The 21,597-nt window shown below is 51.4% G+C and carries 18 protein-coding genes; 10 read left to right on the top strand and 8 right to left on the bottom strand.

Going from position 1 to position 21,597, the window contains the following annotated elements; translation table 11 throughout:
- Positions 1 to 3: 3 nt before the first annotated feature.
- Positions 4 to 1,236: an ion channel protein gene (locus VH187_RS22770; protein WP_329703708.1), complete on the bottom strand. Its 1,233-nt coding sequence runs from the start codon at positions 1,234 to 1,236 to the stop codon at positions 4 to 6.
- 203 nt (positions 1,237 to 1,439) lie between these two features.
- On the opposite strand from VH187_RS22770, the gene glk reads away from it, so the two are divergent.
- Positions 1,440 to 2,405, top strand: a complete 966-nt coding sequence (glk, locus tag VH187_RS22765) for a glucokinase (RefSeq protein WP_329703707.1) — start codon at positions 1,440 to 1,442, stop codon at positions 2,403 to 2,405.
- Positions 2,406 to 2,465: 60 nt separating this feature from the next.
- Here glk and VH187_RS22760 read toward each other — a convergent pair whose 3' ends face one another.
- The gene (locus tag VH187_RS22760) at positions 2,466 to 3,200 is read right to left on the bottom strand and encodes a LytR/AlgR family response regulator transcription factor (RefSeq protein ID WP_329703706.1); all 735 of its coding nucleotides are present in this window, start codon (positions 3,198 to 3,200) and stop codon (positions 2,466 to 2,468) included.
- An 8-nt stretch (positions 3,201 to 3,208) separates the two neighbouring features.
- Positions 3,209 to 4,906: a sensor histidine kinase gene (locus VH187_RS22755; protein WP_329703705.1), complete on the bottom strand. Its 1,698-nt coding sequence runs from the start codon at positions 4,904 to 4,906 to the stop codon at positions 3,209 to 3,211.
- 388 nt (positions 4,907 to 5,294) lie between these two features.
- Between VH187_RS22755 and alaC the strand changes: the two genes are divergently transcribed.
- Complete coding sequence (gene alaC, locus VH187_RS22750) at positions 5,295 to 6,533, top strand: alanine transaminase (RefSeq protein ID WP_329703704.1); 1,239 nt, start codon at positions 5,295 to 5,297, stop codon at positions 6,531 to 6,533.
- A gap of 68 nt (positions 6,534 to 6,601) precedes the next feature.
- Here alaC and ypdK read toward each other — a convergent pair whose 3' ends face one another.
- From ypdK to nfrB, 5 genes are all read right to left on the bottom strand, one after another.
- On the bottom strand, positions 6,602 to 6,673 hold the full coding sequence (gene ypdK, locus VH187_RS22745) for a membrane protein YpdK (protein ID WP_110509655.1): 72 nt from the start codon (positions 6,671 to 6,673) through the stop codon (positions 6,602 to 6,604).
- 391 nt (positions 6,674 to 7,064) lie between these two features.
- Positions 7,065 to 7,865, bottom strand: coding sequence for a hypothetical protein (locus VH187_RS22740; RefSeq protein ID WP_329703703.1), 801 nt, complete (start codon positions 7,863 to 7,865; stop codon positions 7,065 to 7,067).
- Positions 7,866 to 8,037: 172 nt separating this feature from the next.
- Positions 8,038 to 8,931: a DUF4434 family protein gene (locus VH187_RS22735; protein ID WP_329703702.1), complete on the bottom strand. Its 894-nt coding sequence runs from the start codon at positions 8,929 to 8,931 to the stop codon at positions 8,038 to 8,040.
- Positions 8,931 to 11,897: a phage receptor gene (locus VH187_RS22730; RefSeq protein WP_329703701.1), complete on the bottom strand. Its 2,967-nt coding sequence runs from the start codon at positions 11,895 to 11,897 to the stop codon at positions 8,931 to 8,933. The genes VH187_RS22735 and VH187_RS22730 overlap by 1 nt, the downstream gene beginning before the upstream one ends.
- Positions 11,894 to 14,137 (bottom strand): cyclic di-3',5'-guanylate-activated glycosyltransferase NfrB, encoded by a 2,244-nt coding sequence (nfrB, locus tag VH187_RS22725; RefSeq protein WP_329703700.1) that lies wholly within the window; start codon positions 14,135 to 14,137, stop codon positions 11,894 to 11,896. The genes VH187_RS22730 and nfrB overlap by 4 nt, the downstream gene beginning before the upstream one ends.
- A 518-nt stretch (positions 14,138 to 14,655) precedes the next feature.
- On the opposite strand from nfrB, the gene VH187_RS22720 reads away from it, so the two are divergent.
- The 8 genes from VH187_RS22720 to VH187_RS22685 all read left to right on the top strand — a co-directional run bounded on the left by VH187_RS22720 (position 14,656) and on the right by VH187_RS22685 (position 21,567).
- Positions 14,656 to 15,171 carry a helix-turn-helix transcriptional regulator gene (locus VH187_RS22720; RefSeq protein ID WP_329703699.1) on the top strand — a complete coding sequence of 172 codons (516 nt, stop codon included), beginning with the start codon at positions 14,656 to 14,658 and terminating at the stop codon, positions 15,169 to 15,171.
- A 158-nt stretch (positions 15,172 to 15,329) separates the two neighbouring features.
- Entirely contained in the window at positions 15,330 to 15,836 is a 507-nt protein-coding gene (locus VH187_RS22715) for a CS1 type fimbrial major subunit (RefSeq protein ID WP_329703698.1), read from the top strand.
- 92 nt (positions 15,837 to 15,928) lie between these two features.
- Complete coding sequence (locus tag VH187_RS22710; protein WP_329703697.1) at positions 15,929 to 18,220, top strand: TcfC E-set like domain-containing protein; 2,292 nt, start codon at positions 15,929 to 15,931, stop codon at positions 18,218 to 18,220.
- 11 nt (positions 18,221 to 18,231) lie between these two features.
- Entirely contained in the window at positions 18,232 to 18,894 is a 663-nt protein-coding gene (locus VH187_RS22705) for a pilus assembly protein (RefSeq protein WP_329703696.1), read from the top strand.
- On the top strand, positions 18,885 to 19,343 hold the full coding sequence (locus VH187_RS22700) for a hypothetical protein (RefSeq protein WP_329703695.1): 459 nt from the start codon (positions 18,885 to 18,887) through the stop codon (positions 19,341 to 19,343). The genes VH187_RS22705 and VH187_RS22700 overlap by 10 nt, the downstream gene beginning before the upstream one ends.
- A gap of 1 nt (position 19,344) precedes the next feature.
- Positions 19,345 to 19,881 carry a hypothetical protein gene (locus tag VH187_RS22695; protein WP_329703694.1) on the top strand — a complete coding sequence of 179 codons (537 nt, stop codon included), beginning with the start codon at positions 19,345 to 19,347 and terminating at the stop codon, positions 19,879 to 19,881.
- On the top strand, positions 19,878 to 20,516 hold the full coding sequence (locus tag VH187_RS22690; RefSeq protein WP_329703693.1) for a hypothetical protein: 639 nt from the start codon (positions 19,878 to 19,880) through the stop codon (positions 20,514 to 20,516). The genes VH187_RS22695 and VH187_RS22690 overlap by 4 nt, the downstream gene beginning before the upstream one ends.
- Positions 20,517 to 20,535: 19 nt before the next feature.
- Positions 20,536 to 21,567 carry a hypothetical protein gene (locus tag VH187_RS22685; RefSeq protein WP_329703692.1) on the top strand — a complete coding sequence of 344 codons (1,032 nt, stop codon included), beginning with the start codon at positions 20,536 to 20,538 and terminating at the stop codon, positions 21,565 to 21,567.
- Positions 21,568 to 21,597: the final 30 nt, after the last annotated feature.

Below are 21,597 nucleotides of genomic sequence, written 5' to 3'. Positions count from 1 at the left end.
TGTTCAGCGAGGCGGTTTGGCAATCATCGTCGGTTTGCCCGCTAGCAGGAGCCAGGCGGGCAACATCACGATACACAGCAAAGGCAGCAGTGTGGTGTCCGGTACAACGACGGCGGCCATAAACAGGCTCAACCAGCCATCGCGCGTTGCGACCAGTACCAGACCCAGGATCGCACAGGAAATAGTGATGGCCGCCGGAACCGCTTCAACGTGAGCATGCAGCATCAGTCCAAGCGCCACGGCAACGAACACCGCCGGGAAAATACGCCCTCCGCGAAAACCACTGGCGGCGGCAACCACTAACGCTGCCAGTTTCATCACTGCAATGAACAGAAAATCCGTCGGCATCAGCGTCTGACTGAACGCCAATTGATGCATCTCATCCAATCCCTTGAACAGGGTAATCGGGCCGCCAAAAGCGCCAATAACGCCCAGCAAAAAGCCACCAGCACCGAGAATAAGCACCGGGTTTTTGAGCTTATGCATTAACGTGTGCAAGCGCGGCAGACACCAGACCGCGACCATTCCCACCGCAATGGCAATTGCGACGACGACGGCGCCGCTGAAAATGTCGACCAGCCGCATTTGGCTGTAATGGGCGATAGGTAAGGAAAATTGGGGGTGGAAGAACAGGCTGGTGGTCAGCGCACCGGAAGCGGCGGCAATCAGCGGAGCGAAAAGTTTGTCCCACAGCGGTACTTCGTCGCTGCCGCTGAGCATCTGCGAAAAGATGAGTGCTGCAGCGATTGGGGTGCCAAATAGCGCACCTATCGTGCCGGAGGCTGCCAGAATGGTCCAGTCCATCGCGCCGACGCGAGGAAAAACGCGTGCACCGAGGGCAATGGCGAGAGCAATGTTCACCGACATAATGGGATGCTCAGGGCCAAGGCTAACGCCGCCTGCAAGCCCGAGGATCAGGGCCAGAATCAAACCCGGAAGCGCAGACGGCTTAACCGGTGCGCCAATCAAGGGTTCGGTCGCCGGATCGGGGCCTGCATGACCGGGGCTATAGCGAATCACTAACCCTACCGCGATGCCAGTGGCGGTCAGCATGAAAATTATCCACGTGCTGGAATCGACGTTGACGCCGAAACTCGCGGGTAACGTAGACCACAGAAATCGTTGCAGCAGGGCCGCGATTTTCATGATAACCACCAGAATCAGACTGGAGGCAATGCCGATAATCAGCGCGGGAACCGACAATAGAAGCATGTTTTTGGCTCGCGGGTGAAGCATAGTGATTTCCTTTTAACACTGAGCGCGCACACTTTGCCGTCAATTGGCGAAAGCTTCATTGCAATTGGTGCTGAAACGGTAAAGTTATAGTGTGACCGGGATCGATAAATTGTGGGCACTGCTGCGTTGGTCGTTGTTGTTCGGTCGCCATGAATTTACAGTGTGCCAAAGACTTATTCTGACTTTAGCGGAGCAGTAACAGAATGACAAAGTTTGCGTTAACAGGTGATGTGGGCGGTACGAACTGCCGTCTGGCGCTGTGCGATCTGGACAGCGGTGAGATTTCTCAGGCGAAAACCTATTCCGGGCTGGATTATCCTAGCCTTGAAGCGGTCGTGCAGGTTTATCTGGATGAACTCAAGCTCGATGTGAAGCAGGGCTGTATCGCGATTGCATGCCCCGTCACAGGTGACTGGGTGGCGATGACCAACCATACCTGGGCGTTTTCCATCGCAGAGATGAAGAACAATCTCGGGTTCACGCATCTGGAAATTATTAACGACTTTACCGCTGTTTCTATGGCGATCCCGATGCTGAAAAAAGAACATCTGATCCAGTTCGGCGGCAATGAGCCTGTCGAAGGCAAACCTATTGCCGTCTACGGTGCAGGAACCGGCTTGGGGGTGGCGCATCTGGTTCACGTGGATAAACGCTGGATTAGCTTGCCGGGCGAGGGCGGTCACGTCGACTTTGCGCCAAACAGCGAAGAAGAGGGCATCATTCTGCAAGAACTGCGTGCCGAGCTGGGCCATGTCTCAGCCGAACGCGTGCTCTCCGGCCCAGGGCTGGTCTATCTCTATCGCGCTATCGTCAAAGCAGACGGTCGCCTGCCAGAGAATCTCCAGCCGAAAGACGTCACCGAACGTGCGCTGGACGGTGCTTGCACTGATTGCCGTCGCGCGCTGTCGCTGTTTTGTGTGATCCTCGGGCGTTTTGGCGGCAACCTGGCGCTGACGCTCGGGACCTTTGGTGGGGTGTACATCGCGGGTGGCATCGTGCCGCGCTTCCTGGAGTTCTTTAAAGCCTCCGGTTTCCGTGGCGGTTTCGAAGACAAAGGCCGTTTCAAATCCTATGTCCAGGACATTCCGGTGTTCCTGATTGTCCATGACAATCCAGGCCTTCTCGGTTCCGGTGCGCATCTGCGCCAAACGTTGGGGCAAGTGCTCTAATCAGGAGTTTGCCCGGCGGGCTTGCGAAGACATTACTTCGTAGGCCCACCGGGTAACGGTTTACAGATGCATCAACTGCCGGAACTCTTTCACCTTACTGCGACTGACCGGCACCTGAAAATCGAGATCGCGTAATCTCAGAATGTAGGTGTTATTGAACCAGGGTTCGATTTCGCGAATTTTATTGAGATTAACGCAGTACGAGCGATGACAGCGGAAGAAATGGGCCGTCGGGAGTTTGCTGCAAAACTCGGTAATGTTCATCGGCATCACCCATGACTCGCGCTTGGTGTAGACGAAAGTCATTTTCTCGTGTGCTTCGGCGTAATAGATGTCGTGAATCGAGGTGACGAAAATCTTCTCGTCGCGAATCAGGTTAATGGTATCGTTTTCACGCTGCGGGCTGACCGCACTGCTGACGCTGCCGGACTGCTGTGCCCAGGCGTTTTCCAGTTTTTGCAGCATCGTCACGATGCGCGATTCCTGATAAGGCTTGAGAATGTAGTCAAAAGCTTCCAGTTCAAACGCTTCCACCGCATGTTCTTTCCACGCGGTGATAAACACAATGAATGGCTTATGGGCAAACTGGTGAATGTTCTGCGCCAATAACACGCCATCGAGCGACGGAATATTGATGTCGAGAAAAATGGCATCGACCCGGTTGTGTTGCAGGAATTTCAGAACATCCAGCCCGTCGTCAAAAGTCCCGACAATCTCCATCTGACTGTGTTCTTTCACCAGCCAGGTCAGCTCTTGCTGGGCCAGCACTTCATCTTCAACAATGATGACTTTCATAAACGTCCTTATGACAGCAGGCTGGCAGGGGCGGTGGCTGGCGTGCGCTGGTTCGGCACATAAAACGAAATTTCCGTGCCAGGCTCCAGGCGGCGAATATGCAATCCTTCGCCGTACAGAAGCGTGACGCGATGATGCACATTGAGCAGGCCAATTTTATTGCCCGGCATTTCGTTCGCCTCGACCCGCGCGATCACCGCCGGATCGATTCCGTTCCCGGTATCCCGCACACTAATGCGCACACGATTTCCACTTTCACTAATACTGATGGTCACCACGCCCTTGCCCTTGCAAGGCTGAATGCCGTGAATAATGGCATTTTCCACCAATGGCTGGATCAGCAGGCTTGGGATCACGCAGTTCACTTCATCGTCGATGTCGTAAATCACCGTCAATTTATCGCCAAACCGCGCTTGCTCAATGGCAATGTAATCCTTGATTTGGTACAGCTCTTTGCGGATATCAATCTGCTCGTCATCCTTCAATTCAATGTTATAGCGCAAGTAGCGCGACAGATTGAAAATCAGCTGGCGGGCGGTGTCTGGATTGAGGCGAATCGACGACGAAATGGCGTTGAGGGCGTTAAACAAGAAATGAGGATTAATTTTACTTTGCAGCGCCCGCAGCTCTGCCTTATTTGCCATTTCACGTAACTGCTCAGCACGTGAAACCTCAAGCTGAGTCGAAATAATTTGCGACAAGCCGATCGCCATTTCCTGAAGCGAAGAGGTTATCTGATGCGCGGGGCGGTAATAGATTTTGAGCGTACCGGTGACCACGCCCTTTTCCCAAAGCGGGATGATCAGTAGCGAGTGGATCTCCGGCGTGCGGTACGCCACATCGTCATTACGGATAATGATTTTTCCATCGCGCAGCGCCTGGCGGGTACGCGGGCTTATTCCCAAATCATTTTGTTTGTAATTGGTCTCACCGAGGCCAACGTAGGCCAGCACCTTTTCGTTATCGGTGATAGCCACCGCATCGGCGTGAATGTCCTCGCGAATAATGTCGCAGACCTGACGCAGGGATTCGCTGTTCACGTTACGGAACAGCGGCAGGGTTTTGTTGGCAATCTCCAGTGCCAGCTTGGCTTGCCGCGCGGCGATGACTTCCTTTTCCCCCTCGACGCTCTGCACCAGGAGTACGATAAAGCCGATGCAAACGCTGCCGAGGATCATCGGCACGCCAATTTTTGACACAATTTCCAAACCGAGCTGGATTGTGGGGGCCCACACCACCACGAGGATCATCGTCAGCGTTTCACACAGCATCCCGGCCAGGATCCCGGCGCGCCAGTGCTGAGCTTTCGGTATCTTGCGATTGATCCAACCGGAAAGCAGCCCGGCGATAATGCTGGTGATTAAACACGGCACGGCGGTGACGCCGCCAATATCGATCAGATAGCGATGCGACCCGGCGATTAATCCGGTAATGGCTCCGACCCACGGGCCAAACAGAATGCCGCCAGACATTACCGCGATCACGCGAACATTGACCAGCGAGCCTTCAACATGCACACCGGACCAGGTGCTGAACAGGGCGAACATCGAAAAAATAGCGGTGACGGCGAGCAGCTCTTTCGGCGTATGGGCCGATTTATGCAGAAGTTCGCGGAACAAGCGGATGCGGATCAGGAAAAACAGGCAAATCAGCATCAGGGCGGCCCTGTCAAAGACCGCCAGCAGCATGTTAAAGATTTCGTGCATGAGTGCGCCGTATGTATCACTGAAAGCAATATGATAAAAAACCTCGCGTGGGATAGCCAGCTATCACGCAAAATGATGAAAAGGGAAAAGGCATAATTTAAAAAGGGGATTATTCCTGAGCCTCAGAGAAGGGAAGCCATTGCGCGGTTTATGCTGCCCATCAGGTAAACTAATTGATAATATTATGTAAATTAAAAATTGCTGAAAGACGGATATCAGGCAGCGATTATTTCTGGTGATTGATAGCGAGTTCCTCATTTACTTGCACCTAACTATTTTTCCTTTCCCCTCTCGACAGCAGGAAAATAATCGGGTTATTTTCAAGGAATGCCGCACTGGTGGCAACGTCGCTCGGACGGTCCGGGCGCTCACGTTATTCGAGGATTCTATGGCTGACTCCAGCTCTGCACGCCGTTTTACGCGTATCGATCGTCTTCCCCCTTATGTGTTCAATATCACTGCTGAACTGAAAATGGCTGCGCGTCGGCGCGGCGAAGATATTATCGATTTCAGCATGGGTAACCCTGACGGCGCGACGCCGCCGCACATCGTAGAAAAACTCTGTACCGTGGCTCAGCGCCCGGACACCCACGGCTATTCCACCTCGCGCGGCATTCCGCGTCTGCGTCGCGCAATTTCACGCTGGTATCAGGATCGTTATGACGTCGAAATCGATCCGGAAACCGAAGCAATTGTGACCATCGGCTCAAAAGAGGGGTTGGCGCATTTGATGCTGGCGACGTTGGATCACGGCGACACGGTTCTGGTCCCAAACCCGAGCTATCCGATCCACATTTATGGCGCAGTGATAGCAGGGGCGCAGGTGCGTTCCGTGCCGCTGGTGGAAGGTGTCGATTTCTTTAACGAACTGGAACGCGCTATTCGTGAAAGTTACCCAAAACCGAAGATGATGATCCTCGGCTTCCCGTCTAACCCGACCGCGCAGTGCGTGGAACTGGAGTTTTTCGAGAAAGTGGTCGCATTGGCAAAACGCTACGATGTGTTAGTCATTCACGATTTGGCGTATGCCGATATCGTATATGACGGCTGGAAAGCGCCGTCAATCATGCAGGTTCCCGGGGCTCGTGACGTTGCAGTAGAGTTTTTCACGCTATCGAAAAGCTACAACATGGCAGGCTGGCGTATCGGCTTTATGGTCGGTAATGCAGAGTTGGTAAATGCACTGGCACGAATCAAAAGTTACCACGATTACGGCACCTTTACGCCGCTTCAGGTGGCGGCAATTGCCGCGCTGGAAGGCGATCAGCAATGTGTAAAAGATATTGCTGAGCAATACAAACGCCGACGCGATGTGCTGGTGAAAGGCCTGCATGAAGCCGGGTGGATGGTTGAAATGCCGAAAGCGTCAATGTACGTATGGGCAAAAATCCCGGAACAGTACGCCGCGATGGGATCGCTGGAGTTTGCTAAAAAAATGCTCCAGGACGCGAAAGTCTGTGTTTCGCCAGGCGTTGGCTTCGGTGATTATGGCGACACGCACGTGCGTTTTGCGTTGATTGAGAACCGTGATCGCATCCGTCAGGCCGTACGTGGCATTAAGGCCATGTTCCGTGCCGACGGTTTGCTGCCAGTTTCCAATAAATCGGGTTCTGAAAGCGCCGAATAGCGTCGATTAGCAACATCTACAAATGCAAACAGGAGCCATTGGCTCCTGTTTTTCATTGCATGCTCGGGTTAAACCATCAGGGCGAAAGTGCCGGCCCAGACGATAACCATAAAAGAGATGCCCATAATAAAATATTTCACTTCACATCACTCCGCGTATTACGAGACACGCCTAAATGAAAACAATCTGACTGAGTATAGAGAGCTGACACCGCCTCGAATAAAAATTGGGAGTTGTCCCTTTTTACCCTTCGGCGCCCCCTCAACATGCTGTGCTTCAAAGGCCCCAGACGGCGCTAATGTACGCTTAAAAATATGGAGTGACAAGTGCGATTTTTTTATTAATTTTTAGTTACTTACAACTGTCGTGAAACGGCGACACAATGGTTTCACAGTGCAATAAATACCCCCTCAGCGACGCAAAATAATAGCGGTAAATAAGCAGGCAATAGCACATTGAAATGAGAGGATTTTTAGTAAAAAAACGTTCCGGCGAACGAAACGAGATTCGCCGCCGGAAGGGGGAAAAGTATCAGAACTGATACTTATAAGAGAGCTGGAAACGCTTTTCCGGATCGTCCAGATACGTGTTGTTATCCTGGATGTAGGTAAAACCGGTCACGGAGTTATGTTTGTCAAACGAGTAGCCCAGGCCGATACCGCCAAAGTAACCTTTGTAGTTATCGCCATCATCGTTTTTGGAACCGTAAGAGGCCCCCATAAAGCTCAGCAGCCGCAGATCGGCGGTCAGTGGCTTGAGCACAAAGGCACCGAGATAACCGCTGCTGCCCGAGGTGTCGATCGAGGTAAAGCCATTTTCCGGTGAAGGAGAGCCTGAGAAATCAGACTGGCTACAGGCGCTGTGTTTATCTTTGTCGCAGCCAATGCTGTCACCGGTATTGTAGGTATAACCGGCCATTGGGAAGATCTGGAAACCTGCAGGTTCAATCCCGAAGAAGCTCAGGGGGACAAACGTCCCGACAGAGTAATTGGTCTGCGAGGCACCATTTGGGTAGTCATTTTTGCCGAAGTTGAAATTCAAAATGCCTATCGGGAATAACCACGAGCCGCCCACGCGCCATTCGGTCGCATCGCTGTTCACTCGGACGTTAATTTTGCGGGCTTCATCGAGTGCCAGGGAGCCTGAAAAGGCGACATTGCTGTCGTTCATGTCGTAGTTATCAGACCAGGCGACGCCGAGTTTGGTGGTGACTTTGGTGGGGTCATCGGCTGATTTTTCTTGATTGGTTTTTACAACGCCGGTTTGAGCTAACACCAGGCCGGGAATGAATCCCATCCCCAGAATAAGGAAAGTAAGAAGTTTATTGCGCATGCAGATACAGAGGACCTTTTTATTATCGAAAAAAATAAAGCCCGTGATAGTAACGAAGATAAAGAGATGAAGGAGACATTTACCTTTAAATAAAGGTTTATATATAAATTTAGGGGGTGTGAAATTAACCCACAGGCCGATGTGTGCACCTGTGGGATTACCTGTGATTCAGTTAGTTATACTGCAATATGCCTTGAGCTGCGGGGAGATATCGCAGCGAGAAATAGAGGGAGTCTTTACCGCAGGCAGATGTTTGCGATAGTTGAGATGACATTTTTTTCGGTGGCAGCGGTTGTGCACTAAATGTCTTGCCGGGGATCACGTCAAAAACTTCATACACAATTCCACGCGCCGGGGTTTGTCCCTGACAGCCTGTAGCACTGTTCAGATAGAGTTGGCGCTGCGCCGGGCTTAATGTTTTCACGCCGTGACCATCTTGCACCCAAACGCCCATACCCAATTTCTCTATTTCTGCGAGCATTCCGGCGTAACTTTCCGGGGTCATATTCCCGGCGAAGAAACTGCTGATATACACCGGGCTGGTATCGAGCGTCGCCAGCTGTTTATGCGTATCAGTGAGCCAGGTCAACAGCTGTGTTCTTGCGGCAGGATTACGCCAGTTGAGATCGTCTATTTCAGCGCTGAGATACCAGCCGTCAGGGCGAAAATCGGCCGCCATCAGCCAGCGTTTTGCCTGCTGCATATCGGCGACTCGCAGGCGTCCAAGATAATGGCCTAGCACAGTAGCAGACTGCTTTTGACGTGTGAAAAATTCAGGATCGGCATTGAGACCGACAATTACTTTCAGCCCTGCTGCGTGTGCAATCGTTGCTTTCTGTTGTAGCTGTTGATGGCTTTTGTCATCAGCGAAAGCGCTGCCGTACTGCGTCCATTGCAGTACGAGGGTGTCGAATCCTTCATGACGCAACGTTTGCATCAATGAGGACCATTGCGCTTCGCTGACGGTCATATCGCGTAGCTGCGGTTGCCAGAACACCGCTTTCATGGCATTCGCCCACGGGCTTGCCAGCATCACAAGCAGGAAAAGATGACGAAGTTTCAGCATTACCAGTGAACTCCCACGGTTAAGAAGGCGTTGTTGCGATCGCCTCCATCCTGATTGATGGCTTTAAAGGTACGTTGATATTCCAGGCCAAGGCTGACTTTGTGTGGCCAGGCATTGTACTGCGACTGACCGGTCCAGATATTCCAGCGCACGCCGATGCCACCGAGCTGATTCCCTTCCGTGTGATCGTCGCGGAAGCCATTCACCTGCACATGCGCATATGGTTCAATGGTTTGATTTTTGGCGACTTTCTGGTGCCAGCTTGCGCGGTAATCCGCCGTCCAGGCTTGATTATCCTGACGGACATACTGCGCGGCATCGAGATAGAGATTCTGCGCAAACCAGCCGCGCCCATTCGGATGCCACTCGTCGCTGAACTTACCACTGTTGAGGAACGACGCGCTGGCGCGCAGCATGGTGTCGGTTTCGCCGTGATGATGGTCGAGGGCAAACTGTTCTTCGATAGCGAAAAAGAGCGTGTAGTCATGCAACGGTTTCCAGCGCAAGCCGGTGCCAAGCATCGGGTTTTTCACTGGTAATACCACACTGCTGTCGCCGGTATCGGCAAACAAACGGCTATAAACGGACAGCATGTCGCCGTTGACCAGCATATTGCGGCCAATCCGGTATTCGGCTTCGAATTGACCGTAGCTACGATAACTTTGCCCAGGGGCAGCGCCGCCGGTTTGAGTACTTGATGCGCTTCTGGCACCGGAACGCAGGCCGATGGAAGAGTCGAAATTGAATGTCCAGCGACGGCCAATATCTTCATGCAGGCGGCGCACGTTAAAGCGTTCCTGATTTTGCGGTGGTGTTAATGGTGTCACGTCTGCGGCGGCATTAATTTCATCGACCACCTGCCGCGCATACAGCTGCGTTTGTGGAATGTTACCGAGGCGTTCGTTCACATACATCAATTGGCGAATCAACTGCGGATCGTCGGGCGAGGCAACATGTGCTTTTTCCAGCGCATCGCGTGACTGAACGTAATCGCCATGGCTCCACAGCGCATAGCCCAACGCAGCCTGCGTCGCACTATTATTCGGTTCAATCAGCAAGGCTTGTTGCAGGTCGGCGATAGCTTCTGGCGTGCGATTAAGTTCACGGTACAGTGCCGCGCGTGAAGACAGAGCGCGCACCGTTGGCTGAGTCTCAATGGCGCGATTAAAGTCAGCGAGCGCTAACTCCGGTTGCGTCGGGAGATAACGTTGGGCGTGCAGCCACAACCAACTTTCGCTGTTGTCCAGCCCGCGCCTTTGCACTTCATCAACCCAGCTGTTGCGTGCGGTATTATCGCTTGCGGCCTGCGCGGTATTGGCTGCCGCCATTACGTCTGCATCGCTCATTGCGGCCACAGGCACGCGTTTCCACGCCATTATTGCCGTCGCGTAATCTTCAACCGCAAAAGCCTGATAGGCTACGGCGCGATGCTGATAAGTGTTCGGTTGGCGCATTTCGGCCTGTTGCAGAGCATATAATGCTACGCCCGGCAGATCGCTACGATAACATTCGCCAAGACGATTCCAGGCGTCAGCATCGTAGTTTGCCGACATATCGCCGAGTAGGTGACGCGTAGACTCGCAGTCGGTGCTGACTCCCGGAAGCTGGCTTTGCAACTGGCGCAGCGTTGCCGTGGGCAGCGGCGTGCTCAGGCTCGCCATTTGCGTTGGCGTCGCTAAATCAGGGTAGCGTTGGAGCAACCCGGCAAGGCGCAGCATCATTTTTTCCGTTTGCTGCGACGCGCCACCGAACGGGTAACGTGCCAGCAGCACTCTTCCCGCTTCTCGGGATTGACCGTTTTGCATCAACTGCCAGCTAAGCTGATCCAGCAGAGCAAGATTGCGCGGTGTGTGTTGATACATCTGGCGCGAAATCTTCACGCTTTCCGCCGTGTTGCCTGTAGCGGTGCTCAGCGCATAGCGCTCGGCCAGCATTTCATCCGCCGGAACATTGTTTAAGATTTGCTGCGCGCTGGCGTAATCTTTCGTTTTTAATGCCGCCGGGAACGCGGTGCCAGCAACATAGCGCTGATTGGCAGCAAATTGAGGCTGGTACTGTTTCAGCATCTGCTGCTGATTGCCGCTGCGGGACATTAAGTACAGCCAGCTCTGCTCTTGTTCCGCGCTCTTGAATTTCGGTTGGTGCTCAGCGAGGTAGCGTTGGAGTTTCGCGGTTTCACCGTTAGTGGCTAAATTTCCGGCCCAGGCCAGTTGATCCTCTGCGCCAGTAAACAAGTCCTCTGCCTGGAGCGTTTTCAGGCGTGCATCCAGTTGCCCGGCTAGCAGAACGTTAAACCACTGCTTTTGTTCGGCAGCGTCGAGCGTTTTACGGTCGCTTTTCCGGTCGAAGATATCATCGGCCATTGCCCAGTTTTTCTCGAAAATAGCCCGTTGCAGAACGCCATTTTCGAGCGCGAGGCCTTCACCCGTGCGGGCGAGAGCGGCATCATCCAGCTGTGCTCGCGCTATCTTCAACTGCTTGAGCGTCAATGCGTTCTGCCCCGTTTCGCTGCGACATTCGACTGTCGGTGCGGCGTCACAGGCTTTTTGCTGTGCCAAAAGCTGTTCAACGTTAGTCACAGGCGTTGTTTTGCGCGGGATGGCGGCTAACTGTTGTTTGAGTCGGCTGTCTTGCGGATGCTGTTTTAGCTGCTCGTTCAGTGCCTGGCGTGCCTCGTCATCATGGCCAAAATGACGATAGGCTTCCGCCAGATACAGCGTCAGTGCCACGTTGTCCGGTACCTGCTGATGGATGTGGCGGAACTCTTTCAGCGCAGTTTGTTCGTCATTTTGCTTCTGGGCACGCAGGGCTTTTTCCAGATGTGGATAAATTTTGAAATGGTGATAATCGGTTAAACCCAACTCTTTGGCACTGGTGCCGATTGGCGTGGTTTGTGCCATCACGGCGCTGCTGAGCAGTGAGGCGACCAGCAGGCTAATCAGTTTCGGGGCGTGTTCCCTTTTCATGACGATTGCTCCTGCGCTTGCTCCAGCTCAGCCAGTTGGGCGTCGCTCAGTCCTGTGCTTTTCAGTAACGCAGACATGGAAAGCTGAAGTTCTTGCTGAAGCTCCAGAACATGATCGAGTGTTTGTTGTGTCACTACACCTTCGGTGACCAAAAATTCACCCAGTGGTTTTTCACTGCGTTCATGACGAAGCAGCAGGGCGCTCATCGCCGAATTATTGATGTGTCCCAGCGAGGTCAGCACCTCGGCAAACAACAATTGACGCGGAACAAACTGTTGCCACAGTTCGTTGGCGCGTTGTTCATTCAGCCAACCTTTTTCCACCGCTGTTTTCAGCAATGCGCGATCGTCCATGCCACGGTGTCGGGCATACCAGTAGCGCAGCCCTGTCACCACCTGACCGCGCGGCACGATGACGTATTTCACGCTGCACTGCATTTTGCGCTCCAGCGCGGCGAGGGAAACCGGGTCAATACCGTCTTCGCTGGCAACGACTAACACTTTGCCTTCTTTACGCAGTGGAAGAACGGCATAACGCAGGGCAATAGCAGCGGGCATTTCTTCGATAAGCGCCTCGTCGATATCCCATGCATCGACGGTTTCCATTGTCACGTGGCTCTGTTCGGCAAGGGCTTTCGCCAACTGTTCAGCCGTAATCAGCCCCTGCATCAGCAAGGAGCCGCCGAGGCGTAAACCAATGACGCGGTGCGTCAGGGCATGTTCGAGCTGTTCTTCTGTAATGACATTATGCTCAAGCAAAATTTGTCCCAGCGGGCGCAGCGCACGGTTTTCTCCGGTTACGCTCGGGAAATCATGAGTCGTTTTATCCCAGGCAACGCGGCGCGGATCGCCATGCTGAATGACCTGACTCAGTGCGCGCCAGTTGGCCATAAAGTTGATCATGTTGCCCCAGAACAGGCGCAAAACAGAAAGCAGGCCTTGGGCTAATCCGTAGTAGACGGTCACGAAAATGACACGCTGAAGAATGCGGTTCACCATCAGTGCAAAGTTGCACCACAGCAGTGTGACCAGCCACGGGCCGCCGGTGAAAATCGACAAAAATTGCCAGGCATCCGGCCAGATACGTTGATAAATCAGCACCAGCACCAGCTGGAACATAATGATCATCGCAAAGAAGCTGAGGAAGTTGCTGATGGCCCCTTTGCGGTCGCGCCAGAGGAAATAGTTGAGCGTCGGGCTTTTGGTCCAGCGGTGTGTTTTGAAACCCTGGAATACGATGCCGATTATCCAGCGTGATTTCTGACGCATCGCGGTGGTAAAGGTGTCCGGGAAATATTCGCGCACGCAGATAACCGACGATGAGCGTTTGCGTTGTAAGAACTTGCGCGCTTTTTTGGCCTGCGCGGAATCATCCACGACCGGGAAGCGGACAAAAATTTCCGTCATGCCTTTGGCTTTCAGGCGAAAGCCAATGTCGTAGTCTTCGGTCAAACTCTGCACGTCGAAGGCGATACCGTCACCGTCGGCTAATAACGCCATCACCGCGCGACGGCTAAAACAGGTGCCGACGCCCGCGCTAGGAACTTGTCCTGCAATAGCTTCACGCACCGGCACATCTTTCCCATGCAGTTCGGCGAATTCATCGATATACGACATGCTGGTGAAATGGTGCCATTCCCGCTCGAATGGATACACCGGGATTTGAATCAAATCTTTCCTGTCGACCAAATAGTTGAACAGGCGTAATTCCATCGGCGAAATAACATCTTCTGCATCGTGCAGAATAAATCCGGCAAAGGTGAAATTCGCGCTGCGCTCAAATTGGGTGATGGCATCGAGTATATTATTCAGGCAATCCGCTTTGCTGGTCGGGCCTGGGCGTGCGCACACCACTTTATGGACGTTAGGAAAGCGAGCGCATACTTCATCTACATCGCGCTGTGTGTCAGGATCGTTCGGATAAGTACCGACAAAGATATGATAATTTTCATAGTCTAAGGTCATGGCTGCAAGCTCAGCCATGTTGCCTATCACTCCGGTTTCATTCCACGCCGGAACCATAATCGCGAGGGGCTTTTCATCAGGCTTATATAAAGCCCGGTAATCCATATGCTGATGACGGCGGTAGACCGTCAATGCCCGTGCCATGCGACGGACCCAGTAAATGATATCGATGAATAAATCATCTAACCCGCTGATAAGCATCATGATCGCTAAGGTTATTGCTACCACCTTTAGCCCATAAAGATACGTAGAAAAAATATCCACGAACCAATCCATCGCAGTCTTCCCATCAAAAAATTCACGAGAATAATAACAGAAATTTATATAACATTCATGAACTATTCAGTTGGTGAATGGAATGTTAATTATTTTGCATCATTGTGCACTCAACGTGAAAGCCCATATATCCCCTCACCATTCATTGCGATTTTAATATTATTTAATGAGGTCATACTGTTTTTATACTATCATTCGCTAATTGCAGTGCTGAATGCCATAGGTTATTTATTTCATCCCATTCCAGAATCCTGATTCATCAATGAATAAAGCGTCTCCTCTTTAGCTCTAACACCAGCCGCACTGCATTGCTGTGAGGATGCATAACTATGTCGTTTTTGGTGTAATGCATTGTTATATTTATATTATTTATGATTGTTTTATGGCGTCATGTTAAACAATATTAAATTACTAGCGTTATTTGTGGGTAAGTAATGTAATAACCCACAGAAATCTGGATGATATGACTCTCTGTTTTATTGGTCGTTTTCTTTTTTACAAGACAAAGGATGTTGCTGATGAAATTCACGGTCTTTGTTCGCTGTGTTTTCACTCGTATTGCTGTGCATCATACCATTAATGAAGTCACCGCGCGATTAGGTGTTGATTGCACGATTTATGATTTTAGCGATGAGCAGGATTCTATTTTTGACCTCACTGAGGGACGTCGAATTCATGTCCTTTGTGATAATCATTTCGATTATCTCAATGTGCAAAAAAGCGCACGAATAAGCACGTTGAATATTATCCCGAAAAGTTTGCAGCGCTTGAATTTCATTGTTGAGAAAAGTGTTAAGTCGGAAAAGGGGCATAATCCTGTGGATATTTATACGATCCTGACGCGTGATGAACGGTTGGTGATCGACAGCCTGTTGGCGGGATATACGCAAAAACATGTCGCTTTGTGCAACGGCACCTCTATTCAGCGGATCAGCGCACGTAAACGACGTGCGATGTTGAAATTAGGTGCGCGTACCGATCAGGAGCTTTTTTATCTCTACAGTGCGCATAAGAATTTACATCCTGTTCTTTAACGGGATACACGGCTGACGTCTCATTGGGTTAAAACCTGCGTATGAGCAGAAAACCGACTGAGTGAGCAGAAATTACCACCAAAGATGGTTGGTAATAAAGGAAACATCGCACGCATTAGCCTGCGATAAATTGAACTATCTATATTAGGGATTATGTAATGAAAAAAATTATTCTGGCTACTTTGATTGCTGGTGCATATGTGACTGCGGCAAATGCGGCTGACACCGTGTCAAAAAAAATCACGCTGACCGCCCAGATTAATGACAGCCTGTTTGTTTCCAAACCAGACGGGTCTACCTGGTATGCGTCTGAAGAACTGGATGCGAGAGATTATACCCAGCAGTCTTTCTCTAAAAAGCTGCCGGTTCGCGTCTGGAGCAAAGCAGATACCTTCAACGTGCGTCTGGCACAACCGCTGACCATGACCAATGCTGGGCAGGCAATGGTGAACGCGAAAGCCGTTTGGGCGCAGTCCACCGGTGCGACCGAACTGAGCACCGCGACAGATTTGACCGTCACGCAAGTGACTGCTGGGCCGAACGGCACTGATTTTGACGGTGTTTACGATCTGACCATCACCGCCGATGCGCCAGCCAATGCCGCCAACGGTGTGTACAGCGGTGACCTCGTGATGCTGTTCGAACCAGGCACCACCACGCCGTAACGTTATTTATTCCGGCCATTAATGGATTTTATTGGCCGGAATATTCTTCGCAGCCCTGACTGTTTCGATGAGCTCTCCGGATTGAAGGCGTTATGATGAAATCACTCAACAAGGATTGTTGCCTGTCGCCAATCAGTATCAGTATAAAATTGGCATTACTGAGTATGCTAATTTCGCCGCTTGCCGAAGGCCGGGTTAAATTCAATTACGGTATTCCAGAAGGATTTAGCGTTGATGATATGGATAATCAGGCTCGTTATATTATTAATTTTCATGGTCGTATGCTGCCTGACTTTGCCCGTTACTCTGCTCAAGACAAAACATTCGTCTTTGATGAACAAAAATACCAGCAGGCTGGACTGAATAATGATGAGATCGACCTGCTAAAAACCGTTTTAAGCGATCTGGATATTAGTCAATGTGTTGCCGGTTGCGATAAAACTATTGCGGGCCAACGCATCACGCTGGATAAAACACAGCGCACCCTGACTATTCGCTCACTCAACGACGATTATTTGATTCCGATCACTCACTTTGGTCTGGTGCATAACCAGAACGTGGATGTCCGCGCCTCATCCGATGAATATCGTGCGGCCAACATCAACGGGAATGCGTGGTTGGGTTTACCTGCTCAAATATTTGGCTATATGAACTGGTACGCCAACTACAACAAATCAGGTGAAATGACATCGCAAAACAGCGACATTTCTTCTTACTACCTGCAAAAGAATTTCCAGTCCACCTACCTGCGTGCGGGTAAGCAAAATAGCCTCGATTATGCCTCTGGATCGGTGAATACCGTGTTGGCCCCAAGTTTTGGACGCTTTGTGACGTTCGGCAGCCAGGGACATTTGCGCGAGAGTCGTACCGGTCAGACTTTACCTATTTATGCTGCGCAGGAAGGTAATTTTGAAGTGTACCGGGACGGACGTTTGTTGCTGAAGCGTCCGGCCGCAATTGGGCGTAACGAGCTGGATCTTAACGATCTGCCCGGCGGCTATTACACCGTTGAAGTGCGTCTGGTTGATCGTGCCGGGCATATTCTGCGTTCAGAACGTCAGCAGATCAGTAACGTTAACTTTAATGGTTATCAGGAAGAAACCGTCTGGCATCTGACCTATGGCAACAGTCTGGATGAGAAAGACGCGCTGGTTGAAGCTGCGCTCAGCAAAAATCTCGGCTGGTTTTACATGAACAGTGAAGCGGTGAAAGGCGCAAAAGGGCGCTGGGCGTCTGAGTTAAACATTTCTCGCCCAAGCCAGATAGCGGGTGTGGCGGTAAACCCTTCCGTGGGTGTTATTACCGGAGAGAAAAGCACTGGCGGCTACGCCAATCTAACCTTGTCGAACCCTACGTTGGGTGAGCTTACTGCCAGCCATTATCTCAAGAATGATGTGTCGTATTTCTACCGTTCACAGTCGAGCACCAACTTCTATTACAGCCATTCGCTGGGCAACGCGCTGGTTTCTTATAACTATGCCAAATACAGCGGAAGCACCACGCACCAGATTGAAAGTCGCTGGGCGTTTAACCCAGGTTCCGCCTTCCTGAGCCTGTCGGTTGGCGTGCAAAAAGGGGGCTTTATGGCCTCGGATAAAAACTACGGCGTCTATCTCAACACCACGCTTACGTTCGCTGACAGCCAGGCGAGTTTCAACTCAGCAGTGGCCGACGGACGTACCCAATTGAGCGGTGATGTTAAGCACGACTGGAAAGATGATTTCGGCACCACTTCACTTGGCGTCTCCGCCAGTCATATCGATAACCGTACCAGCGTGAACACCTATGCTTCCCGCGAGGGAACGCGCGGTGACATTTCCGCCAATATCGGGCGATATGCCAATACTACCGATGTCGATTTTAACTATCGCGGCATGGTGGCGATGAATACCCAGGGTATCGCGCTGGGTCGCTACAGCTATTCCGGCGCAGCGCTGATGGTGGAGACACCGGAGATCCCTGCGCTGGATTATGGCTTCCAGGTTGAAGGTGCGCCTGTCGCGGGCAATGGACTGTATGCCGTGCCTGTGGCGAGCTATCAAAACATCTCATTCGCTCGCGTCAGAACGGAACACCCAGGCTGGGACATGGACGTTGAAGTCCCGGCTTATGTGACAAAAGCCCATCCGGGCCAGGTCTATCACGCAAAGGCTAAAGTCAGTATTTCCGCACAGTACAGCGGTTTTCTGCGCGATGCAAAAGGGATGCCGGTGAGCGGCTACATCCGCGAAGCGAAAGATAATGCCTATAAGAACGGCTTGTTCTCCTTTACCAGCCCACGACCGCTAAGCGAGATAACGGTGGTGCGCGACAACATGATATGGCGCTGTGATATGACCCGCGCCATAAACAGCACTTACTCCTGTCAACGAGGCGAAAAATGAAAGGGATAAACATGAAAACGCTGGCACTACTCGGCGGATTATTGAGCGCGGGACAAGTGCTGGCAGAGGGCGCATTAATGGTGTTGCCCGCCAGTCTGGCCATCAGCGACAGCCAACCACGCACCGTCTCGGTGCGTAACGTTGGTGATGCGCCACTGTACCTCAATATTGACGTAATGAAAGTGAGCAATCCGGGCGCACAAACGGAGCAGCGCGTACCGTTATCCGAAGTCGCAACGCCGGGCATTATCGCCAACCCGGGCAAAATGACACTGGGTCCGAACCAGAGTCGTAAGATTACCCTCACGCCGTTGATCGAGCCGAAGAAAGAGGCCGTTTATCGGCTCTATATCGTACCGGTCCGAAGTTTTGATATTGAGAATGCGCCAGCGAATAAGATTTCTGCGCCAGTATCGTTATCCATCGGTTATGGCGTACTGGTTCGCCATCAGCCAGTTGCAGGCCAGCAAATCAAAACCTGGCAGGCCATCTGTTCGGGCAAGGGCATGACGTTAACGAATACCGGAACGGCGCGCGTGCTATTTACCCAGGTTAGAGCAGTGGGTAACGTGGAGACGAAAATCGCCATATTTCCGGACACGCCGTTGTGGATTGGGGTGAAGGAATTCAGTGCGCAAATGGAAGGGAACGGTGTGGTAGTCAAATGCGTCTAATGGCGCTGTTGTTGGGATTGTTAGCGCTTACTCCGGTCTATGCCGCAGGCGTGCTCAGCGTTGCCAATACTGTATTCACTCTTATGCCGCAGGGGCGACCGGCCGCGATTAGCGTCAGTAATAACGGCGATGCACCTCTGTATCTCGATGTCGTTCAGCAACGGGTATTAAACCCCGGCGAACTGCCCGAGCGGCGAGTCGCGATTCAGAATGTACCGCAGCCTGATTTACTTATCCCTCTTAAACAACTGGTGGTTCACCCGGGGCAGACGCGAAAAATTCCCGTTAATGTGATTTTTACGCCGCCGCACACCACCGTTTGGCGGGTAGCATTTCGCCAGCGAGAGGCGCTAAGCGGGACAGGAGTCGACAGCGCATCGTTTGTGAAGCTGAGCGTCAGCTACGGTGTGCTGATTTATCACATAGGAACATCTGAAAAAGGGAGCTGAAATGACGGTGCTTAAAGTACTGATGGCGATGTTCGCGTTGCTACTCACTGAAAATAGCTATGCGGTGAAAACCGTCGGCAAGAGCAGCAGTAAAGTCACCGCGACGGTGATTTTCCGTGAGTTTATCAGTGTAACCGCGCCCGGTGGGAGTTGGTATAACCAGCCGCAGGAGCTGGTGCAATGGGGGGCCATGGGCTCTCCGTATTCGCTCGACCTGCCGCTGGTCGTTGAGGGCAATGTGCCCACGTTTCTGGTATCACTGGATGCGCCAGTAGAAATGGTGAATCAGGCCAACAGCGCTCAGCATTTTCAGGATGTCAGCGTCAGTTTCGGCAACGAAACGCATCCATTTAAGGCGCTAACCGCGACGCCTGAATTGTTCAGCAATGCGACAACACCCACGACAAACGAAACGTTTCTCGATACTTACCAGCTAAAGATTACGGCGAAACCGCCCGAGGGTTCCCTCTCATCAACGACGGGAAACTACCTCGGTACGCTTGCGCTAACGTTTGAACCCATGGCGGTTGCGCCATGAAATGGGGGCTTATTATGCTGTTGTCCTTATGCGGACAGGCGTTTGGCTATGTGGATTTGGACCAGAAAATGATTGTTCTGAATAAAAGTGACACACGTGTGACGCTGACTAATAAAGGTGAGCGTACCGAGTTTATTCAGCTCTCACTGGCGCAGTTAACGAATCCGGGTGTTGAGGTTGAACAGGAAAAACTGATCCCACTTACTGAGATTGCAGAGCCTGCCGTGTATGCCTTTCCCCTGAAGATGACGTTACAGCCCGGACAGTCTAAGAAAATCATCATTCGCCGCTTAAAGCCAGTAGTGCAAGAGGACGTGTATCGCCTGATTATCACTCCGAAAATTAACCTCAGGCAGGATAAAGACAGTTCAGAAGGCTCTGGCGTCGTGCTGAATATTGGGTACAAGGCCTTACTACGTGTGCTACCTGAAGTAAAAAAAGACACTTTTTCTGTCGTTTGCGATCCACAGGGCGGGAAAATCATCGCGACGGGTACGCTGAGACATATCTTTGAAAAGGTCTCTATTTCTGGAAAGAATGTTTCCACATTTAATGTTTACCCAGGAACGCCATATTCTTTTCAGGGAAAGCCGCTGCACTATGATACGAAAGATTACTGCATGCAATCGATGTAAATAACTAAGGATCAATAAGATGAATATGAAACGGATCTTCTCTTTACTCGCCTTCGCGATCGGGATGCTGGTGAGGATCCACCCGGCGCAGGCGGCCTTTAACAATAATACCTCGTCGGTCGAAAGCTATTCAAATTGTTCAGTAGTGGAAAGCGGGGATAATTATATTTTTAAAGTAATGGTTCACTTTAAAGATATAAATAAGCTGGTTACTACCCCGAAAGTTCTGTCAAATCCTGCGCGGGCCGTTTCGGTCACCTACTTTACGGCGAATGGACAAGCTAAAGCTCTTAACGCCACCACCTATAAAAACTTGGTGGGGGCAACGTTCGGCGGTATGGCGCTGCCCGGGCGCCGGGACAATGCCAATGTTATTGGCGGTTCTTCCCTGGCCTGTGGCGACTCAATGAAAAGCTGTTCTGTCACGACAATTCTGGAAGCGAATAACGCTGAATTAACCGTCACTTTTAAGAAGACCTTTGTTAATGGGCGAGGGATAGCTATCTGGACGGGATATTCTTCGATCATCCAGTCCCCCGATTATTACTGGGATGCTTTAGGCTCTGTGTATATCTCTCCATTCAGTGGGGAGTGCGCGATTATCGGCCCTAATTTCCCGACGTTACCGGCGGAAGATATTACCTTTTCACTTCGCGTTCCTGATTGGGATTTGGGTGAAATTACTGCGAAAACAGAGCAAGTGGCGCTGACCAAACCGGAAGAACAGCTGTGCCTCGATTTCCCGTTTATCGTCGCTGGGAATACAACGGATTATTTGCTGAATGCGAAAAGTGATTCCATGTCAGGAATGGAATTTCGACTGATGAATAACAACAAGGCTGGTAAGGTTATTCCGTACACGCTAAGGTTAAGTGATGGTAAAGGGGACGTATTTACTTTTCCGGGTAACAGCAACGTAATTCATTTCCCCAAAGATGGTACTAGCCAGATTTGCTATGATCCGACTTTTTCCATCATCGGAAATAACGGCACCTTTACTGCCGGCGACTACACTGACGTGCTCAATTTTGAGGTGATCACTAAATCTTGAAGGATCGCATAGCGTACATCTCATTGCTAT

The sequence above is a fragment of the Scandinavium sp. genome (assembly GCF_036271055.1).
Lineage (GTDB): Bacteria > Pseudomonadota > Gammaproteobacteria > Enterobacterales > Enterobacteriaceae > Scandinavium.
This window is presented reverse-complemented; position numbering and strand designations above follow the sequence as displayed.